The following is a 20918-nucleotide window of genomic DNA, read 5'->3' on the forward strand; positions in this document are numbered from 1 at the left end:
GCCGTGTAATGGGTCAATAGTCTATCGGTCTTTGTGTCGTCTCTCAACCTTTTGTTATGTGGTAGGTCTCCCCATTCCCCCAAAAGGTTCAAACGCAACAACAAGAGAAAACCAATCAACCGTTCATCATGGTCGAATCCTTAGATTATAGACTGAGGAGATGAGGTATTGCGCATGACTCACAATCAACTCTAAACGCCTGTGGAAGCCCCATCCACCAGGCTCTCCTGTTGTCTTCTCACGCCTCCTCCCCTATGCTAGAGAGCCAACTGATACAATCATCGTCACTTCTTACAGCCGCCCCCCGGGGAGTGCAACTGCTCGATCTGCATCTGAGATTGAACCGCTAGCCCAATGAGCTCGACCAACTGGCAAGCCCTCACGGATTCGGACCTGCTCAAAGCCTGCGTCCCGAACAATGAGGAAGCCTTTGCTATCCTCTATCAGCGATATGAAAAACGGATATTCCAGTACCTCATGACAATCATGAATGAGGCGATATTAGCTGAGGAAACCTTAGTGGAAGTCATGCTGGCCATATGGAAAGGCCTCCAGAGCTTTCAAGGACAATCAAAAGTCTCCACCTGGATTTTTGGGATTGCCCATCACAAGGCGGTGGACGCTTTACGCAAAGTTACCAGCCAGCAACGGGGCGGCATGCCATTGGAAGACATCATCGAGACAGCAGAGTCCAATGAAAATCCATTGAACGATACACAACAGAAACGGATGGCCGAACTCACCAACCAGGGACTCATGACCTTATCACCGGATCACCGGGAGATTTTGCATATGGCTTTCTTCGAAGAATTCTCCTATCCGGAGATTGCAGAATTATTAGCCATTCCAGTTAATACCGTAAAAACGCGGGTGTACTATGCTAAGCGGCAGCTCAAAAAAAATCTCCAGCACCAGGGAGTCACGAAGGAAATTATTTAAACGAGATGGGACCTGAACAACCGATACATTCCGAAGCCACCCTCCTCCCGGGCTATGTCAGTCGAACGCTGACCCCCGAAGAGCGCCAGGAGGTCGACCTTCATTTGGAATCATGCGCGTCCTGCCAGCAGGAGCTTCAGGAGACAAAGATCATACACGCCGCATTAAAAACCGCCATTGCAAAACGTCCAGGGCCTTCACCGGCAGCGTTTACCCAAGTGATGGGCCGTATTCATCAGGAACCTCAAGGAGTGTCAACAACCGTTCGGCAAGGCCAGGAGAATTCCTGGTGGGAATCGATGGAAAGAACTTTTCGTTCCCTGTTCGAGGTCCGATGGGCTCCGGCCCTTGCCAGCCTATTGATTGTCGGACAGGCCGTCCTCTTGGTCTCAGTACTCGGAAAGCCGGCAAGAGAGATTGCCCCTGGCTCAAGCCCCGTGACTGAACGCGGCGTGCCACAAGGAACTCCAGGAATCCCGCGGATTAAGATTCAGGTCACATTCGTCGAAACGGCACAGGAAATCCAAATTCGTCGCCTGGTGCAGGGCCTGGGCGGGCAAATTATAAGCGGCCCGACACCTGAAGGCTTATATACGCTGGGATTTGCACCAAAAGGAAATGATTCTGATGAATCCATCCTATCCGCTCTCCACACCCATCCGGACCTCATCAACACAGCCACAGCCCTCCACCCTTGAACCTTTGGGAAGTTCCTCCCGACTGACTCTCCAACAACAGCCTCCGGCAGAAAGGTCCAACGTGAAATCGTGGATTTGCCCTTTCTATAAGCAAAACCTAGAATAAAATCGAGCTGTTGCACCGAATTAGAACAACCAATGGCATCATCGCATCGACAAATTTTCTTTGGCCTCCATGGCATACTCATCGTGGCGATGGCTACTGCCTTGGGTCTGTCACTCTTGTTTCCGTTATCCGGACAAGCCGGCGGTCTTGATAAAGCCCTCGATTTTGGAAAAGACCTCCTGGCCAAAGCGGCAATCAATTACACCAATAAATATGAACAAAAGTTAGGCCAATTGCTCCAGTCCCTGCGTCAACCGGGAGTAGGCAATCAACCCTTCATTCAAGGCATCACACCCGGCAACCTCTATGATCCCAATGCGATCGGTGGGAAAAATTCTTATGGCCTACATGCTCCATTTGGCACAACCAACCCTAACTATGGCAATCAATACGGCGAGAATCCGTACGGACAAAACTCCGGATACGATCAGGGAGCTCAACAGGGCGGGTATGAAGGACAAGCCCCAGTATTCGGCTATCCGACCGGTCCCAATTATGGCGGGTATCCTTCAGGCAATCCCAATGCCTATCCGCAGGGGCAAGACTCCTATGACCCCTACAATACCACCCAGGGCTATCCCCAAAACGGAACGTATGGGCAATATCCGAATCAGTCATCTCCCATAGATCCAAATTATGGAAATAATCTTTTTAGTCAATCCCAACCCTACGATCAGGGACAGGGAGGGTACCCGTCATACGACCCCAACAGGGGAAGCTCCGGCTCTCCCTCGACTCCTTATCCGCAACAAGGAGGACAAAACCCCTCCTCTCAATATGGTGGAGGGGGATACCCTGGGGAGCCGGCACCACCAGTGCAGCCAGATGGGTATGACCCTTATCAGCCACAGCCTCAACTCCCCCAACAACCGGCCCATGCCCAGCCCACGCCCCCTCAGTCTCCTTTCAACCCGAGTGCGCAAACACCGACACTACCCGCGATTCAGCCAATCGAAGGAATCCAACTTGACGTTGCCCTCGTTAAAAAAACCTTCGTCAACGAAGCTGAAACACTTTTGCCAGTTCAAGATGGGGATGTCCTAAAAGACGGACGCGGCAACGCAAAGGCTGGTGAGAAATTCCGGATCATGTTTCGGGCAAATACAGATTGTTATGTCTATGTCATTGCCATTGACGGATCTGCCTGGGCGCAGGGGGTGTTTCCCCCGCTCACGTCGCCCTTCGCAAACCCCATCAAGCAGGGGCAACAGTATGTGATCCCCGATAACAATAATTGGTTCAGCCTGGATCAATTCAAAGGCATTGAAACGGTCTTCTTTGTGGCCTCACCGGACAAACGGCAAGATATCGAGGATATCCTGGGGAGTATTGGCGGACGGGAACGCCATCCCGCAACGGCACCCCAACAGGTCATCGAAGCGCCGATCATTCCGGCAGGATTCTTTGGACGCCAACAAAGCACCACACCGTTTACCCTTGGGCAGAGCAGCTCATCAGATCAGGATTTGATGCCGACCACTTATTTCACTCAAAAAGCCGGCCAGGCCTTACGAGTCACTCGATGGTTCCGACACGAATAGAGGTTTGAATGAAGACACAGACACGATCCACCATCGCCACAATCCTGATCTCAGTCCTGCTGGCTTCCTGCTCCACTCCCCAAGGACAAGGTGATCTTTCGCAGAGCCACCCCTGCCAGACCGGCGGTGCACAATCTGCCGAAAGTCCAATGGCGTCGTTTACGAAACAGGCCATTCTGAATCCACTGGCCAATATCGGCGGCACGTTGTTGGCGACCGCTGCCGCGAATTACAGCCAACAGTACACAGGCAAGTTAAATACGCTCCTCACAAAACTCGTCACGCCGAAAAAGAAAAAGAAGAAGCAGTCTGATCAATATTACGGTGACCCGGGACTCCAGCAGGGACAACAAATCGATCCCTATACGGGCCTTCCGGTTCAGATCGATCCCTATACAGGTCTTCCTATTCAAACCGACCCGAACACCGGCCTGCCGCTCCAGGTTGATCCCAATACCGGACTCCCCATTGGAAACCAACAAGGGTTTGATCCCGGACAATTTCCTGGAGATCCCAACTCCGGGTATGGCGGGGCACAACCCTTCAATGATGGAACACCACAATACGGATTTGATGCAAACTATCCAAATGTCCAAGGGCGTGGAGTACCGGGACAGCTTCCCCACGCAAGGTTTCCCTCAACCCCTTGCGACCAGGAGCTGAACCCGCAGGCCGACCAGACCAGCTATTCGCAAAACCAACCCTACGGCTACGATCCCAATGGGACGCAACAAGCATATCCTCAAGATCCGAATGCTCAGAGCTATCCACAAGAAGATCCTTATACCCAACCAACATATCCGCCAGACTCCTATATGCAGACAGGAGCAGAGACAGGAATCCAAACCCAAGAGGCAGAAACTCCGATCGGGTTGGATGTCGTCATGGTGAAGAAAGCCATACGGAACGGAGCTCCGGTAGTCCTCCCGATTCAAGACGGCGACATCCTGAGAGACGGGCGCGGGAATGCGGCGGCGGGCGACAAATTCCGGATCATGTTCCGGCCCAACCACGATGGCCATGTCTACGTCATCGCCATCGACGGTTCAGGCTGGGCGCAGGGCATCTTCCCACCGCCCACTTCCCCCTTGGCCAATCCGGTGAAAGCCGGTGAGCAATATGTTCTACCTGAAGGCAACAACTGGTTCAGCCTGGATCAATACAAGGGAATTGAAACCATCTTCTTTGTTGTGTCGCAGGACAAGCGGCAGGATATCGAGGAAATCCTTCAAAGCATCACCGGACGTGAACGTCCCGCGAACGAAAACGCCCAACAAGTGACCAGAGTAGCCATGGTGCCCTATGGGGTCGGAGGAACCCAGCCGAGCGCTAAACCGTTCGGCTTCTCAGAAGGGTCAGGACCGGATCACACCATTATTCCCACAAGCTATCTGGCGCAACAGGCCGGGCAGGATCTGCGGCTGACTCGGTGGTTCCGACACCAATAGCATGAGAACACGAATAGCTCACCAACAGAGTATGGCTTCATTCCAGCAGATAGGCGGCAGGAATTCATTTTATCTTCAACTCGGCTATGTCTGAATCCCCCCCATCACGTCCCTGGTTCCTCCTGGTTTTAAGCCTTCTCTTCAGCGGTTGTATGGCCCTCCCGTTTTTAATTCCCCCACTCGTAGAATTCGGGGCCAACCTCTTGAGAACAGCGGTCAACAACTACGGAAATGCCCATGAACAAAACATGGAAAATCTGCTAGTGGCCCTTCAACAACGGAACAATCCAATGATGTCGCAAGGCATCATTGCCAATTCGTATGGACAACCGGGCGGAGTTCAGCAAACGGGGTATCCCGATCAGGGGTACCAGACCACGCAAGGATATCCCCCTTCTCAGGGCTATCCATCCTCTCCGGACTATCCTCAACAACCGTATGACTCTTATCAAAATCAGCAACGGCAATACGCCGGGAATGCTCCCTCTCCGAATAACCCGTACCCGAACCCAGGGCAACAAGGAAATCCCTATTCCAACAAGCCTGTCTACCCCAACCAACAAGCCTCGGTCCCGGGATATTCCTCCGCTCCACAGAATCAATATCCTCAGCAGAGCCAACAGGCCAATGCCTATCCGAATACTCAGAATATGTATCCCAATCAGCAGAATCCGTACCCGAATCAGGCGCCCAACCCGAATCAACCCCTAGAGACTCCTGAATACCAGACCGCTCAGCCGGAAACAGCACAGACCAGCCCCGTGCCGATCAGCCTGGACGTCCTGCTGATCAAAAAACATATGGTCAATGGGGTGCAGTCCTACCTGCCCATTAAGGACGGGGACATCCTTCTGGATGGAAGAGGCAATCCGCGGGCCGGTGATAAATTCCGTGTCATGTTCCGCGCCAATACCGATTGCTACGTCTATGTGATTGCGGTGGACGGATCGGCCTGGGCTCAGGGAATTTTCCCGACCGCTTCCAGCCCGTTTGCCAACCCGATCAAAGCCGATCAGCAACATATTTTGCCGGAAGGAACGAATTGGTTCAGCCTGGATCAGTTCAAAGGGATCGAAACAATCTTTGTGGTGGCCTCCCTCGCACCGCGCCAGGATATCGAACACATTCTGACGACCATTACCGGCCGGGAACGAAATCCGACCGACAAACCTCAAGCCGTCAGCGAACCCGCCATCATTCCCAATGGCTATTCCGGTGCACGTCCAGGTGCATCTCCCTTTGCATTCCAAAACTCACACAATCAACAACAGGAATTACTCCCCACCACCTACTTTGTCAAAACTGCCGGCGAAGACCTCCGCATCACCCGCTGGTTTCGTCATCAGTAAACAAACGGATGTTTCAAGCAACAAGACACATTCAACATTCTCCAGGAAAATAAATTCACGTCGGAGGCACTATGGGAATTGAAAACATTCACTGCGAGAATTCGAGTGATATCCGTCTCTGGGACAATTATCAGGCAAGCCTCCTAGGCGACTTGAAGGGACAAGTTTTTCATCTCACAAGCCAACGTACATTAGATTTTATCAAGAATTCTGGGGCGATAGAACACAACAAGGACGGACGCTTCAAACTCAATACAGCTTCGGAAAAAAGTTTTGGCAGGCTAAATGGGTGGGTCTGTTTTTTCGACCTCAGGAATGCGAGTTCGGAACTTATTCCCGATATACTTGATCGTTATGACTTCCTTCGTCCTCCTGGTGATTTAGGTAGAAATTCATACGAGGATCGAAAAGAGTACGAGCTGGCATATTTAGTCCTCGATTCTAAATTTCATAAACACCTTATACTCTACGAAAAGTTTGACGAACATGTAAAAAATACGGGGCAGTATCCAATGGCAGTTCCCGAAGTTGAAACCTGGGTTGCGGATCGGGTTCCTATTACATGGATTGAGAAGATTATCCTGGCAAACTTCGGCGGACCGATGACGGCCAATGAAATCCAACTTAATCAAATTCACAACGAATTGTTCTGGACATCATAAATTGTTCACTTATTCTTTCCAGTTGAGGTTTTTTCATTCATCTCAACACACCATCCCTATTTCCCGAAGTCGATCGAGGAGACATCAAACCTTAAAAGTGCTCACTCAACCTCCGTTGAGTCTGATTGGACATTTAATAACGCGCCATAACCCTCCCTCGACATGCACCAATTTATGATCCTGAGTCAGCCGGCTGACAATAAAAGGAAGGGAGCCCCTGGGACGATCACTGCACCTAGCCCTTTTTCCCAAAAAGGTGGAAGGCACTCTGAGATGGTGCCCCGGTTTCTCGTTCAATCACAGAAGTCAATCGATAACTTTCCGGAATTTTGTGGAACAATGGGCAAAAAACCTTTAAAAACAACGCAGATCAGGATAGATACCAGATCAGAATATGCTATAATCCGGCCCAAAATGTCCTTGAGTAAGAATATATACTCACTCAGTCACCTAAGACGGGAATTGACTCAAGGAATTGTTCATACTGTCCAGGACCATCTTTTTGCGTGCTACCGTCTCAAATGGCTCCCCTATCTACCAAATCCAATGGAAGAAAGAGATCAAGCTCTCTCACCCCTGAATTTTCTTACGATAAATTCCCCTCATCCCCTCATTTTTTCATACCCCCATGTAGTACAATAGGCGACCGGTCACAAATCATGCAGGTGGACCATCCCCCTCTTAGCCAACTCAGAATAACCTTCTCCATCGAGCAAACCTTCGTCAGGTCTGTACTTGATGGGATATTTTATATGGGCTATTGCAGTTTCATAATCTTTATTAACGGGGGCGTCAGTGATGAGAATCTTGTTAGCTGGTATGGTCGCAATGTTCTTGATGTTCCCCCTGCATGTCGCAGCGGGTTTCACATTCGAGCAGGTGGTGCAGAAAGCGAAAACCTTAGCGGATAAACCATATGAAGCCCCTCAACTTGTCCCAAAAATTATGCGGGAAATTTCCTATGAGGCCTATCAAGGGATCCGGTTTAATCCTGACCACAGTCTATGGAAAGAGAGTCAATCGAATTTTCAAGTCATGTTTCTTACTCCGGGGTTGCATTACACCCACCCGGTGACACTCAACGTCATCGAAGCCGAAGGTCCGCGCCCGCTGGTTTTCAAGAAAACCGAATTTGTCTTTGCCGACCCCGAAATAGAAAAACGGGTGCCGGCCGATGTCGGGTTTGCCGGGTTTAAGGTGACCTTCCCCTTAAAAAGCAAAAATGAGCAAAATCAGTTTATGGTCTTCGCGGGAGCGAGTTATTTTCGTGGCGTCGGGAAGGAAAACGTGTTTGGGTTGTCAGGACGAGGCCTGGCCATTGATACCGGACTCCCCAGCGGGGAGGTATTCCCTTCATTCACGGAATTCTGGCTGGTACGCCCCTCTCCGGATGCAAAGGAGATGGTGATCTATGGATTGTTGGACAGCATCAGCCTCACTGGGGCCTATGAGTTTACCATTGCGCCCGGCAGCCAGACCAAGATCAAGGTGCGCACCAAACTCTTCCCCAGAAAGCCTATTCAGTTATTGGGTATTGCCCCACTGACCAGCATGTTCTTTTATGGAGAAAATACACCTCGACCAATTGGAGAATGGCGGCGGGAAGTCCATGATTCGGACGGATTGCAGATTCATGATGGCTTCACCCGTGAATGGTTGTGGCGACCCTTGATGAATCCTGCCAACCTGGAAATGGATTTTTTTAGCACGGACAATGTGCAAGGATTCGGTTTAATGCAACGTGGGGAAAAATTTTCCGGCTACGAAGATCTCGGCGCCCATTATGAACAACGACCAAGCGCGTGGATTGAACCACAGGGTGACTGGGGGCAGGGAAAGGTGGTGCTCGTCCAACTGCCCACTCCCAATGAAACGCATGACAACATTGTGGCGTTTTGGACCCCCGTAGCGCCCGTGACGCGCGAAACCCCTTTAGAGATGGCCTATGATGTGAGTTTTGGGAAGGCCAATCTCCCACAAAATTCGTTGGGAACCGTGGTCAATACTTTTATCGGAGATGGGAATCGTATCGGTGGGGGAAGTGTTCCGCAGGCCTATCGTATCATCATCGACTTTGCCGGGGGCCCCCTGAGCAAAATGCCTGCCGATGCTCCAATCAGCGGCCAGGTCACAGTGTTGGACAATAGCGACATCCTTGAGCATTTTGTGGAATATCATGAACAGATAAAAGGCTGGCGATTGTCTATCCTTGCCAAACCTCAAGACAAAAAGCCCCTTCATTTGCGGGCATTTCTCAAAACAGATACGACAGCCTTAACCGAAACCTGGACCTACCGACTGCCCATGAATAACCAGATTCTGGGACAAGAGAAGCAGTAATGGCCCGATCAGTTGCCGAACATACTCTCTCACGAGCCTGCGATTACCTTTCGGCTATGGGAGTAGAATTAACCCGGGAAGTCACCCTGCGGGCTCTCACATTGGTTGAAGCCGGACTGGCTTCAGAACAGGAAGATCCACTGCAATTTGTGATGACAAGAATTCACGACCACTTTGCCATTCAGAATCCTCATCTTCCAACCACCGCTCCACCGATCACACGCGGCAGCATGAGTTTTAAACCATGAAAACTCGTGAAGCCACAATCGCCGAGACCCAGCATTCGCTCGCCACCCCCAAACGAGTAGGCTGGAGAATTGCGGCAGGGCTCCGGCGTGCCCTGTTAACCGTCTTAGTCCTCATCCAAGCTTTTGTGGCCTCTTCTTATATGATGGCCATCCTTCCCTATCACGGGGGAAATTTGCTGGAAATGTCGATTATCGCCCTGTTTTTTGTGCTATTCGTCTGGATTTCCGTTGGATTTTGGATTGGCATGTTCGGGTTTGTCCTCCGGTGTTTCGGCGGTGATCGATTTTCCCCACTGGGACGCCATACCGCTGCAGAGTTAAGTACTCAACCCCTCTCACGGACAGCGGTGGTCATGCCGATCTACCACGAGCCCATTCAACGGACATTCGGGGGGCTTCGCGCGATGTATCGCTCATTGGAACAGACCGGACAGATTGACCATTTTGATTTTTTCATTCTTTCCGACAGCCGCAATCCGGATGTGTGGTTGGCTGAACAAGCCGCTTGGCATCGACTATGTACCGAATTGGGAGCGGGCGAACATCTGTTTTATCGGCGCCGGTCTCTGAATCAACATTATAAAAGTGGCAATATTGCCGACTTTCTTCGCCGCTGGGGTTCCGGCTATGAGTATATGATCGTCCTTGATGCGGATAGTCTCATGGGTGGGTCCACCCTGGTCACCATGGTGCAACTCATGCAGGCTGAACCTCAAACAGGTATCCTGCAAACCAGCCCCACCTTGATCAATGCCCGTTCAATGTTTGCACGGGTCCAGCAATTCGCCAATCATGTATACGGCCCATTGTTTACGACAGGCCTGGCCTCTCTGCAACTTGGCGAAGCGGTCTACTGGGGCCATAACGCCATTCTTCGCACACAGGCGTTTATGGAACATGCCGGCCTAAGGCGACTTCCCGGACCGGGACTTTTTCATGGCCCTATTCTCAGTCATGATTTTGTGGAAGCGTCATTTATGGGACGGGGCGGGTATGAGGTCTGGCTGGAACCGGAACTCTCTCACAGCTATGAAGAATCCCCTCCCACCCTTGTGGATGACTTGCAACGGGATAAACGCTGGGCCAAGGGCAATTTACAGCACATCTGGCTCATGCTGTTTGAACCCGGCTTGCGGCCTGCTCATCGAATGGCCTTTTTGAACGGGATTATGTCCTACCTGGCCTCCCCGTTGTGGTTAATTTTTTTGGTATTAACAACGATCGAGGCCGCACGGCTGGTGCTATATCCCATTAATTACTTTCCGGAACCTCATAGCCTCTTTCCCCATTGGCCTGAATGGAATCCGGAATGGGCCATCATTCTGGCCAGCAGCACCTTGTTCCTGCTCTTTCTGCCAAAATTTCTGGCGGTGCTCGATGTCATCCGATGTCGGCGGGGCAAACAACACGGTGGCATCATCCGCCTGCTGATGAGTGTCTTACTGGAAATAGTGGTGTCCACGCTCCTTGCCCCCATTCGCATGCTAGCCCATAGCCGTTTTGTCGTGGAAGCCCTGCTTAATACAACATTACGTTGGGCAGGCCAGAATCGGACAGATGAAACCGGCTGGTCAGCTGCCATTTTAAATCAGGCACCGGGAACGCTGATTGCCGGATCCTGGGCCGCCTTCGCTTTCTGGCTTGATCAGATGTTTTTTTTCTGGTCTCTCCCGGTCGCGGCACCACTCGTGTTTGCCGCACCCACTTCCGTCTTTCTCAGTCGGGTGGGACCAGGTGAACGACTGAAGCGCTGGGGATTCTTGCAAGTTCCTGAGGAACGTCATGGCTCACCCTTGCTGGATGATGTCTATGCCAGGACCTATCCTCAATTGGAGACGTACACTGAACGATCTTCTCCCGCCATACAGGCGATCCTGGATCCGGTGCTAAACCAGGTACATCAAGCCATGGCTCATGCGCATCGAGGTGGCAAAAAACAGGAAATGATCCTCGCGCTCCGCAAACGATGCTTTCAACATGGCCCGCACACCCTCACGCAAAAAGAACTCTGTCACCTGGTACGCGACCGCGCCAGCTTGCAATGGCTACACGAGCAAGCCTGGCAGGCTCAACCTGATTCCTACTGGGGCAAAGCCCTTCAGCATCATTTTCAACACTAAACGAATTTGATCAATACGTAACCATCCGTCGATTATCCACCACCATGGCATCTGCTGACCTCAGCACTGCGCTTTTTCGCCACTCACCATTTTCGGTTATTCTCAACCGCTTTTCTGTTTCATCTCCACATTTCATCGCCAAGTCTCTCCACCTCCGCCCCAGACTGAATTACCCTATCCCTATCCGATAAGATCCCCCAATCCCTTACAACCCGGCGCAAGGAATGGTCACTGTGATGAGCTTTCATCAGAGATGAACCATGCTCTTGCTTCTTTCGACAAACGAAGAAAAGCAAACCGATGTTTCACCTTCATGTCACGGAAGGAACCATCATGCCATTTCCTCGAATGCTACGATCTACAGTCCTAATGATAGGCCTCACGGCGCTGACCGACAGGTAAAATGGCTCAACTGAAATTCTCAAAAAAAGTGTGGTCCAGGGATTCGTTCCGCTTTCCATTTTTAGTTTCTAGAATCCTATCACCGTTCAATCTGGTGGATGTCCCGCAGAGTGAACGTCCGGGGATTTTTAAATACCATAAACGTTTCGACCCATGTTAACGACATAGAACATAAATAACTTGTCTACGCAGGACATCTCCTATAGCAACCGAAAGGATTCTGACTATGAGCAGGCGTGAATTGTCGTTAATTTTTCCAACGATTTCGGCTCTCCAGAAGAGCCAGGCCAGCCTTTATGTATTATTACCCTTATTCAGGCTAAACTTTTTCCTTGACATTATTGGGCAATATCTTTCTGATATATTGCCTTCCCACACAATTTTGGCATTTCACCACAGCCCAAATCTGCTGAATCGAATCGCCCAGGGCTTCGACTCAAGCAGATAAGGATATTCCACTCCTATTTGTATTTATCCTTCATTTCGAAAGGAGAAACATGATGCACATCCTCTTGGCCAATCCAGTTCTCCGTGCTGTGCTCGTGATTTTTCTTGTTCCCTCCGCTCTCCCCGCTCAGGCCTCGGTGCCTGATGAAACCACCACCATCACTCTGGACCAGGCCGTGCATTTTATCGGGACGGATGGCAGTGATGTCGTAGCCACTCCCGGAAACTATTCCGTCGAGGCCGCACAGGAATGGCTCCGGCTCATTCCGGGAACCGAGCGCCGGGATGCGTTATTGATTGAAGCGCAACCAGGAACCCATGACGTCAAAGTGGAGATTCCCATTGTACTGTCCACTCCCGGAAGTGGACCGGACGAATTAGATGTCCACGTGGTGCAACTCCTCAATCCTGACGGCACGAGTCTGATGGCGACTGGCACCTATAGCGGCATCCGATCACGAGGGGTCATGGACGCCGCGAAACAGGCTGCAGACAGAGCCAGAGCTGCTGCGGAAGCGGCCAGACGCGCAGCAGCGGATAAAGCCAAACAGACGGCGGACGCCGCCCGCATCGCGGCCTTGAATGCCAAAAAGGCTGCGGAACAAGTGACTCAGGATCTCTCAACCACTCTTCTCACGGCTACCAATAAGCTCCGCTCCGACCTCATTCCCTTGATTCAGTGTTTGGATGCTGCCAGAGGCCATGCCAGAGCCAACCTGTTGGGTTATGTCGATCTATTTCAAAGAGACCCAGGAGGCTTCAGCCAATGGCTGCTCAAAGACCAGATGGATCAGATGCAAGCCAATTTTTCCCACACCATGGGCCCTGCTCTTCAAATGCTTCGAAACGGAATGAATCAACCCCCGCAAGCAGGGCTGATCATAGATATGGCCTTTGATAGTTGGGAACGATTGGCGTCCACTCATCCAGGCGCCCGATGTTTGTCCCCTCTCCTCAATAAACCTCGTCCGGCGCTAAAAAATGCGGCTTACCAACTGCAAAATAATCTTCACACTCAAATGCAATCTCTCTTCGACACGCATATTGCCCCAGCCTTGCATGAAGCCATAGGCAAGGGCCTGACGAGGATACTAACCAGCCAGGACAGGGGCGTATTGCTATCAGAAGAAGAACTGAAAGCGGTTGCGAATGGCGTCTTCGCTAAATATTTGATTCGACAATTGCAGAATGGCTCCAACGCCATTCAAGCGTTCACCAAAGCCTTGGGGAATCCCGGAGCCCGAACCGCAGCAGTGACACAAGTTCAGCAGGCCCTTCACCCTCAAGCTCAATGGCCGGAACTCTTCCGTTTGGAATTGGGCGCCGAAATCATCCGCGCCATGGGGCACAAATACATCGACAGCGATCGGCCAGGACATGGAGGATTTCTGGTGAATGAAGCCGTCGGCCTGATTCAGTTGTCCGAGGGTACGGTGGAAAAAGTCTCATCAGCCCTCTGCGGGCTGGTACCTGAAGTGGGGGCCGCTGTGTGTGCCGTTGTCGAAGAAGCACTGGATGCGGTCTGGAATCAGGGTCTGGTACCACTTATCCGGTGGGGCGCCACGACCGGACTGCATACGGGGTACAATCAAACCATGGATCAGGGGAAAATAGCGATTCAGCAGGGAAAACTTCCCAGGGATATTCGAGGCCAAACTCCTCATCTTCAAGGAATATTAAATGTCCTGTCCAAGGACCTCCTACTCCATGTAGCTGACACAAATTTAAAAGAAACAAGGGATGCCTTGGATATTTTTAATGGTAGCGTGACGCAGTTAGCCATTGCCGTGAATAGTCGGTAGACATCTACAACCGGTCTGGCTCTTAAAAAAGAGCCAGGCCTTTTTTCCCCTCAGATTCCCCATTTTCCTTGACATTTTCTGGAGAATAACTTCTATTAGGGCATCCCTATACATATCAGACCTCAGAAATCCCCAAATCTGGTGAACCGAATCTCTTTAAGCTTCGACTCATCAGAAAAGGAATATTTTTTACCTTAAGACTAAAGGGGACACACACCATGAAATATCCTGTTTCAAACAGAGTGCTCAGCGGATTGTTATTCAGTGCCGTATTGAATTCTCTTTTTCCTGCACTCGCCCCTGCAACCATCGACAACCAAACCGTCACATTGGAGAAACCGGCCTACTTCTCCACACTGGAAGGTAAAAACATCCAGCTCCAACCCGGTGCATATCTGTTCGAGCCCATGTCTGATAGTTTGAAAGTCAGTCCCCAAGATGGAACATCACCCATCCAATTGGCCATCACCCTGGACACGCATGATCAGGACTTACTTGAACCCATGTCAGTCTCAGTTCCCGGCATACCGGGGGGAGATTCCTCTGACCGCCATGTGCTGGCGCTGCTCCTACCAGGCGGGCTAGCCTATGAAGCTGAAGGCACCTATAGCGGCATCCGCTCCCGCGCAGTTGATCCGCAATCCCTGATCACGGATCCGATGAAAATCTATCTGGAGAAGCCGGTGCATTTTTTTAGCCCTGATGGGAATGGTCTTGAGGTGCAGCCGGGGACCTACACCGTGGAGAATGCGGGAGAGGGGATTCGGTTAATGACTCCTGAAAAAGAGGAGGGTCTCCTTTTGGAAGCCCAACAAGACAAAAATGAAGGGGCTCTGGACGCTTCAGTAGCTCTGTCTTTGCCAGGGGATGCCGAAGAAGAAGCCGATCTGCATTATATCGTCCTGATGACGCCTACCGGAGAAAGCTTGCAGGCTTTAGGAACCTATAGCGGAATTCACCAACGGGGACTCCTTCAAAATATTGCCAAGGGGGCGAAGGGAACCGTGAACCGCGCCAAAAGCACCGTGAATCGGGTTGGACAGGGAGCGAAGCGCACAACCCAGCAAATCGGAAAGGGAATCCAACAAACCGGACAGAACGCAGGACAGTTCGCTCAAAAAACGGCATTGGAGGCCAAGAAAAAGGCCGAATGGATAGCCAGACAAGCCGCGCAAGGTGCCCTGATCGCAGCCAAAGCCGTCTGCAAGGCCGGCCTCACCGCTACACGCATTGCGGCAGAAGTTCAAGCCAAAATTTTAGGGCCAATAATGGGAGAATTGGCCAAGGCCCTGCAGATGGATAAAGCCCAAGCGGCCCTACGCCAAGCCATTAACACCATCAAACAACAACAGGGACCGGCCATTCAACAAGCCATCAACGCGGGCTTAACCTTGGCGGACCCTAAAAATGCCAACGCGGTCAAGCAAATGATGGACCCGAACCGCATGTGCGAACAACCGGCTGCCACCGTGCAACACACTTTTCAAAAAATGGTCGGCGCTCCCCTACGGGCCGCACTGACTGAATCGCAAAACGCCAATCCCTCCAAGGTCCGTTCACGCGGCTCAGTCGCCTCCGCCAACATTGGCATCGGAGGAAATTTAGCGAAAATTGGCGGAGGGGAACTGGGCGTTAGCCATGCGTTCGATTTTGTGAACAAATCCCATTGGTATTTGGACTTGGCCGCAATGGTGAAAACGAATGTGGGTGGCGGGGGAGGCGTCTCGATTGGCATCTTTCCAAAAGTGAACCCGGATACGGTCGGAGGGTGGTTTCTTGGAGCGGGCGTAGGCTTTCCCTTCCCTCACCCCAAGCTAGCCAAAGTCATGGACGCCGGCCTGGACGTCTTCTTCGACTTTCCTCTTCGAATTGAACCACCGTTTAAACCCAAGTGGGATATGACCTCTCCCAAATTCTTTTTAGACCACTTTCAAGGGTTTGCCGTCAGTGTGGGGGCGGGCAAGAGCATTTCACCCGTGGACATTGCCTTGAAAGCAGGCGTAGGCATCCGCCTATCCAAACAGTAGTAGGGAAACAACTCCGAGTCATTCCCCCCGTTATTAGGTCAACAATCAACGGAAGGAGGATCCCCTCCTTCCGCCCCACCTCACGGTGAGCCTATCTTACCTAACAAATCACCTACCTTCCCCTCTACACGTGCCACGGTTTTTCCAACCAGGATTTGTAAAATTTCTCTCATGTCAATTCACATCTGAATGAGCGTCTGACCAGAATTTTCCTCGTTGACTCGTTAAGAGGGTTGGATATTGCGGTTATTGTTGATTCGGAGTACCGTTCTCCCGTGATGAAACATGAAAGGGTTCACGCCCCATGGGCCAAGACCGTTTTCGAACATGGATCTTCAACCTTCCTGCCTGTCCCTTTGGACGCTACCGCCACGGATGCGATCCTCCTGGCCCTCTTCTTTTATTTTCTTCCTTCCATTTGGCACTCAATGCCGGTCCTTCTTCTTATATCCGGCCTTCAGACTTTTCAATCTTTTCTTCTCTTCCAGCACACCTGGGCGACCTTGAAGCGTTTTTTAATAGGTTTCGACAAATCATCGGACATCTCATAGCGCCTGAGTCTGGGAGCAGGAAATTCAGGAAAAGAGGAACAGAATGAGGTCCCGTCTTTGTGCATTTCTGTTGAAAACGAACGGGGTAGGTTTTTATCGACATGTATTGCGGGTGCCTGCATCTGAAAATTTGTTAGACCCGCACCATTGCCAATAATCATCTCTCTGAGGAGGTATCATCGTGCGATTCCATCCAGCCCTGGTCATCAGCCTGCTCATGATGTTATGTGTCCCCGGGTGGGCACAGGAAAACCCGCCTTCCACCACTGCCCAAACTGAAACAGCTCCGCCTGAAACCGAGGCCACAAAACCTCAAGAGGGACCTTCGGGAGAAGATCAAATCCACTCCAGAGGGCTAGAAGTCTTCGGCTGCCCGCTGACGCTGGACGCCGGAGCGATGACAAGCTGTTTTCGTCGTGTCCTGGACCGGGAAGGCGACAGGATACGCGACCAAATGCAGCGGGAGTTTGACCGCAACCCCTTTCTCGCGAAATTAGAATACGAACGCAAAATTCTTCAGGCAGCTACTCAGCTTCCGCTCCAGCCGCTCATGAACTGTCTAAAAAATGCTCCCAACCAGGCGCAGACTGATCTTGGGGCACAGGTGCAGCGATGGCTGGCAAATCCCGGAGTCTATTCCAAAGACGTCGTTGAACAGGTTCTTGCACAGACCCGAAGTGACTTGTCGGCTATTTTTCGCGAGGAGGTCCAGGCTCGCCACATGTCACGCGCCTCGCTCTCTCCTGCACAGTCCTGGGATCGGTCGGTGGAGATGCTCGACCGCTTGAGCCAACGCAATCCTGCCTTTCGGTGTCTGATGCAGCCCCTGTTGCCTCATCTCTCTCAAATGAAACAGGTCATGGTGCAAAATCAGGCTGCATTGACCTCACAACTTCGTCAGATATTCGATCCCTCAACGGTGAATGTCGCTCACCAGATGCAGGCCCAATCAGTCGGACGAGTGCTTCTCACCGTCGCCGGAGGCCAACCGCGACCACAGGCGCCAGCAGGATCTACCGGCACGCCAGGTCCCTCCTTCCGCCCCATTGCTCCTCCCGCACAGGTACAGCAGGGCTTGATCAAACCACGGGGAATCACGGAAAACACGGCGGCAGGTATCCCGGTAGCGGAAGACGAAGTCACCTCTCGCGGAACGATCCAATTGGGTGGAGGATACAAAGTGATCACACCTAAACCGCCCCCTCCCCCGCCGCTAGCAGACGTTGTCCCTGACAAGGGAGCGCTGGCTAAAATGGTGAAGGGAATGGCGGCGGAACGACTGCTCGATGCCAGCTTCCTTCAAACTCTTTCGACCAAAGTGAATCAAGTCGTGCAAGTCAAGACCGATGTGCAGGCGTCTCAACATGCCATCGAGGATTTGCGTCAATTTATTGCCCAAGCCCAGGTCCTTCCACCCGATATGCGATTCGATTTCGGGTGGGAAGTCCTTCGATACGCCGGGCACCAAAGTCTGGATCAAAAAGGTGACTCCGGCCTCCTGGATGGCATCCTGCTGAAAGACCTCTTCGGAGTCGGAGTGATGGCACAATGCGGATTGTTTCCTTTTGTGGGAGGAATGACCTGCGCACCGACCGTGATATTTGCTGATTTGTTCGCGACCGCTATTATGCTGGACTTAGGAACTTCCTGGGCGGCGGATGAGCATAAAGACCTCGACCGGGTCATGACCGAGGCAAAAGGTCCAATCCGATCAGGCAGAAAGCCAGGGGATCTTCAGATCGACCCGGGCCCGATGATATACATGGTGAGAGAGCTCCCGAACAAAGAAGAAGTCATTGCCTTTGCTGACAGCTTACTCCAGAACATGTACGGACCGCTCTTCGCCTATCACCAGCAAGTGCTGATTCTGGCCGAGGCGGCAGTCCGCAGATAACGGAATTGGGAGTGGTTCTCCCAGGTGGCTTGAAAGCCCCACCACCAATGCTCCAAGCAACAGGTGGTGATAAGAAGCGGTAGACGGGGGGCCGTCTTCTGAAACTTTTGTGGATACATGAAGGCAAACGGGAAGCCGGTTAAAGCATGGGGGTGCCGCAACGAAAGGCCTATTACCTCATTTTTTTAGCCAGAATCCTAACCAACCCACCGGGCTCAACGAAAGGCATTCTATCCTTTTAATAAGCTAAAAAGAATATTGCGGTTATTAAGTATTCGGAGTACCGTTTTCCAGCTACCATCCATGGAGGGAGTACCGTTCAAAGAGGATATTCCAAATGCCGGCAGTGTTCTCTACGCTCCTCTTCTGTCCCTTCGGACGCTACCGACACGGGTGTGATCCTCCTGCCTCACTCCCTCTCATGTCTTCCCATCCCTCGGCATTCAACTGCGATCAGTCTTCTTTTGCTCGCCCTTCAGATTTTTTGACTTTCTCCTTGACTTCACAACAGCTTAGCGGCTTTGAACCATTTGTACAGCCCTTCCGACACACCAGCATTCATCAAAGATTTCTTGAGCCTCCGGATCCCGGTTTCAGGAAAGAGGGGAAACGATGAAGTCTCAATCTTGTTTTTCATCTCGGCCGCCCACAACAACACGGGCGGGAGGCGGTTGGCAGACTGTGAGCGTTCTTCCCCGAGCCATCGGCACTGCGTCAGGTGAGACTAACTGATCTCTAAAACAAGAGGGTGACAATGAAAACCCCTAGCCGTCATAAGATCGCCAGCTTGGGAGGGATTTTACTGATGGGTGCCTTACTCTGTGGAGCACCATCAGCAACGGTTCTGCTGACCGGCGGTCTTTTGGGTGCGGCACAGGGGCCTCTAGCGCTGGAAGACGAGCCGCCGGCCCAGAGTACCCCATCCACGGGCACCGGGGGCGAGACTGGGACAGCGACCGGCGAGCAAGAACCGGCATCGCCGGCCACGGCGCCCACGATAGACGAAGAGGCAGTTCCGCTGGCGGAGGGTACCGACATTCAGGAACGGGGGGTTCTGCCAGGGCTTGTGGCGCCCGGTGCCACCCTTCAAATTACCGCGCCGACTCCAAGCTTAACCGCCATACGAAATGCGATCCGGGTGACGTCGAAAAGCGTCTCCGTGAACCTCCGCATCCCTGAGAACCTGCCGGTGACGGTGCCCGTTGAGGTCAGCGTCGCCTACCTCTCGCCCGCCCAAACTCAGCGCCTGACAAGAACCTATAGTCCCACCACTGGCCTGACCCTTCTGTATCGCGAGGCAGAGGGGGACGGCAAACCTCGCGCCATCACCCTCGATATCACCGTGCGCGAGCTGGTTCCCAATGGGAAATCGTTTTCGATCAGCAAGCAGCTCGCGATCACCCCGCTCTACGACGTCTCCATCACTAATATGAGATTCACCATGTCTTCCTTTTGCGATCGCCTTGGAAAAAATGACATCACACTCATCTGGCTGTCACCTGATGGTCGGCAAAATGAGCTCAAGTTCGACGCCGGTACTCACGAGGAGAAGGTGATCTCCCAGTTCTCGTGGGGCCGCAGGGGAATCAGCACGGAGGCAAACCTCAAGGAGCCGTCAATTCAGTTTTTTGAGCGTGATCTTATCCCGGATGCTAGCTTCAACCCTATGCGTGTAGGCGCACCTTTGGTGCCAGGACTGGCAAGACAAATTTTCGACTTTGTTTTGAACGAGAAGGCAACAGGGCCACCTGGACAGGCCTTTTTTTCTGCCAATTGCCAAACACAGATTAAATACCTCATCACCCGCAAGCTGATGACGTTTGATAAATTCTGAGTGGAGGGTGAGGGTTGGCAGATCAGGTGCAAGAGCTTCAAGCGAAGTGAGGCGCCCAAGGATAAGAAACAGGGACATTCTGAATTCACTTCGGCTCCGAGAGTGTGGCATCGAGAGCCAGTCATCCACTCTCTCGCCGCCGGTACCCGAAGAATAGCGAAAGTAACAGAGGCGGGAAAGAGACAGACCATGACGACTGGACGCATCCATCGACCTCTGGACATGCTCGTGGCGATGGGGCAATCCACTTCAGGGACTGTTGAATATTGTAAAAATTTTGCCGGTTTATCCGCTTCGGAGTCACCAAGATTTACAAGAGAAAAATAGTGGGATGTTCAAAAATTCCCGTCCAGCAAGGCCGCAGCCGCTTGGACGAGCGGAGCGTACGGGGAGTACGTGAGCAGGGCCAAGGGGCGAGAACGCCGCTGGCGGCCTTTTTCAACACTCCCTCTTTCTGAGAAGGCATCTCGAAAGCGGTCAGGAGCCTGCACATTGAAAATTCTTGGAACG

General features: G+C 51.9%; 13 protein-coding genes. All 13 read left to right on the forward strand.

The window, feature by feature from the left end:
- Positions 1–354 precede the first annotated feature (354 nt).
- The 13 genes from AAH187_RS10995 to AAH187_RS11055 all read left to right on the forward strand — a co-directional run bounded on the left by AAH187_RS10995 (position 355) and on the right by AAH187_RS11055 (position 20408).
- Positions 355–939, forward strand: coding sequence for a sigma-70 family RNA polymerase sigma factor (locus AAH187_RS10995; RefSeq protein ID WP_342348503.1), 585 nt, complete (start codon positions 355–357; stop codon positions 937–939).
- A gap of 5 nt (positions 940–944) precedes the next feature.
- A complete protein-coding gene (locus AAH187_RS11000; protein WP_342348504.1) occupies positions 945–1637 on the forward strand; it encodes a zf-HC2 domain-containing protein in 693 nt (230 codons plus the stop codon).
- 138 nt (positions 1638–1775) lie between these two features.
- Entirely contained in the window at positions 1776–3284 is a 1509-nt protein-coding gene (locus tag AAH187_RS11005) for a DUF4384 domain-containing protein (protein WP_342348505.1), read from the forward strand.
- An 8-nt stretch (positions 3285–3292) separates the two neighbouring features.
- A complete protein-coding gene (locus tag AAH187_RS11010) occupies positions 3293–4732 on the forward strand; it encodes a DUF4384 domain-containing protein (RefSeq protein WP_342348506.1) in 1440 nt (479 codons plus the stop codon).
- Between the two features lie 248 nt (positions 4733–4980).
- The gene (locus AAH187_RS11015; protein ID WP_342348507.1) at positions 4981–6081 is read left to right on the forward strand and encodes a DUF4384 domain-containing protein; all 1101 of its coding nucleotides are present in this window, start codon (positions 4981–4983) and stop codon (positions 6079–6081) included.
- 71 nt (positions 6082–6152) lie between these two features.
- On the forward strand, positions 6153–6743 hold the full coding sequence (locus tag AAH187_RS11020; protein WP_342348508.1) for a hypothetical protein: 591 nt from the start codon (positions 6153–6155) through the stop codon (positions 6741–6743).
- Positions 6744–7541: 798 nt separating this feature from the next.
- Positions 7542–9083 (forward strand): glucan biosynthesis protein G, encoded by a 1542-nt coding sequence (locus AAH187_RS11025; RefSeq protein WP_342348509.1) that lies wholly within the window; start codon positions 7542–7544, stop codon positions 9081–9083.
- On the forward strand, positions 9083–9331 hold the full coding sequence (locus tag AAH187_RS11030) for a hypothetical protein (protein WP_342348510.1): 249 nt from the start codon (positions 9083–9085) through the stop codon (positions 9329–9331). The genes AAH187_RS11025 and AAH187_RS11030 overlap by 1 nt, the downstream gene beginning before the upstream one ends.
- Positions 9328–11451: a glucans biosynthesis glucosyltransferase MdoH gene (gene mdoH / locus AAH187_RS11035; protein WP_342348511.1), complete on the forward strand. Its 2124-nt coding sequence runs from the start codon at positions 9328–9330 to the stop codon at positions 11449–11451. The genes AAH187_RS11030 and mdoH overlap by 4 nt, the downstream gene beginning before the upstream one ends.
- A gap of 899 nt (positions 11452–12350) precedes the next feature.
- Positions 12351–14102: a hypothetical protein gene (locus AAH187_RS11040; RefSeq protein ID WP_342348512.1), complete on the forward strand. Its 1752-nt coding sequence runs from the start codon at positions 12351–12353 to the stop codon at positions 14100–14102.
- A gap of 218 nt (positions 14103–14320) precedes the next feature.
- Positions 14321–16129 (forward strand): hypothetical protein, encoded by a 1809-nt coding sequence (locus AAH187_RS11045; RefSeq protein ID WP_342348513.1) that lies wholly within the window; start codon positions 14321–14323, stop codon positions 16127–16129.
- 732 nt (positions 16130–16861) lie between these two features.
- A complete protein-coding gene (locus AAH187_RS11050) occupies positions 16862–18574 on the forward strand; it encodes a hypothetical protein (protein WP_342348514.1) in 1713 nt (570 codons plus the stop codon).
- A gap of 754 nt (positions 18575–19328) precedes the next feature.
- A complete protein-coding gene (locus AAH187_RS11055; RefSeq protein ID WP_342348515.1) occupies positions 19329–20408 on the forward strand; it encodes a hypothetical protein in 1080 nt (359 codons plus the stop codon).
- Positions 20409–20918: the final 510 nt, after the last annotated feature.

The sequence above is a fragment of the uncultured Nitrospira sp. genome (assembly GCA_902500695.1).
GTDB lineage: Bacteria > Nitrospirota > Nitrospiria > Nitrospirales > UBA8639 > Nitrospira_E.

Coding starts and splice junctions, on each gene's coding strand:
- AAH187_RS10995 (WP_342348503.1), top strand. CDS start 355: ATGAGCTCGACCAACTGGCAAGCCCTCACGGATTCGGACCTGCTCAAA.
- AAH187_RS11000 (WP_342348504.1), top strand. CDS start 945: ATGGGACCTGAACAACCGATACATTCCGAAGCCACCCTCCTCCCGGGC.
- AAH187_RS11005 (WP_342348505.1), top strand. CDS start 1,776: ATGGCATCATCGCATCGACAAATTTTCTTTGGCCTCCATGGCATACTC.
- AAH187_RS11010 (WP_342348506.1), top strand. CDS start 3,293: ATGAAGACACAGACACGATCCACCATCGCCACAATCCTGATCTCAGTC.
- AAH187_RS11015 (WP_342348507.1), top strand. CDS start 4,981: ATGGAAAATCTGCTAGTGGCCCTTCAACAACGGAACAATCCAATGATG.
- AAH187_RS11020 (WP_342348508.1), top strand. CDS start 6,153: ATGGGAATTGAAAACATTCACTGCGAGAATTCGAGTGATATCCGTCTC.
- AAH187_RS11025 (WP_342348509.1), top strand. CDS start 7,542: ATGAGAATCTTGTTAGCTGGTATGGTCGCAATGTTCTTGATGTTCCCC.
- AAH187_RS11030 (WP_342348510.1), top strand. CDS start 9,083: ATGGCCCGATCAGTTGCCGAACATACTCTCTCACGAGCCTGCGATTAC.
- mdoH (WP_342348511.1), top strand. CDS start 9,328: ATGAAAACTCGTGAAGCCACAATCGCCGAGACCCAGCATTCGCTCGCC.
- AAH187_RS11040 (WP_342348512.1), top strand. CDS start 12,351: ATGATGCACATCCTCTTGGCCAATCCAGTTCTCCGTGCTGTGCTCGTG.
- AAH187_RS11045 (WP_342348513.1), top strand. CDS start 14,321: ATGAAATATCCTGTTTCAAACAGAGTGCTCAGCGGATTGTTATTCAGT.
- AAH187_RS11055 (WP_342348515.1), top strand. CDS start 19,329: ATGAAAACCCCTAGCCGTCATAAGATCGCCAGCTTGGGAGGGATTTTA.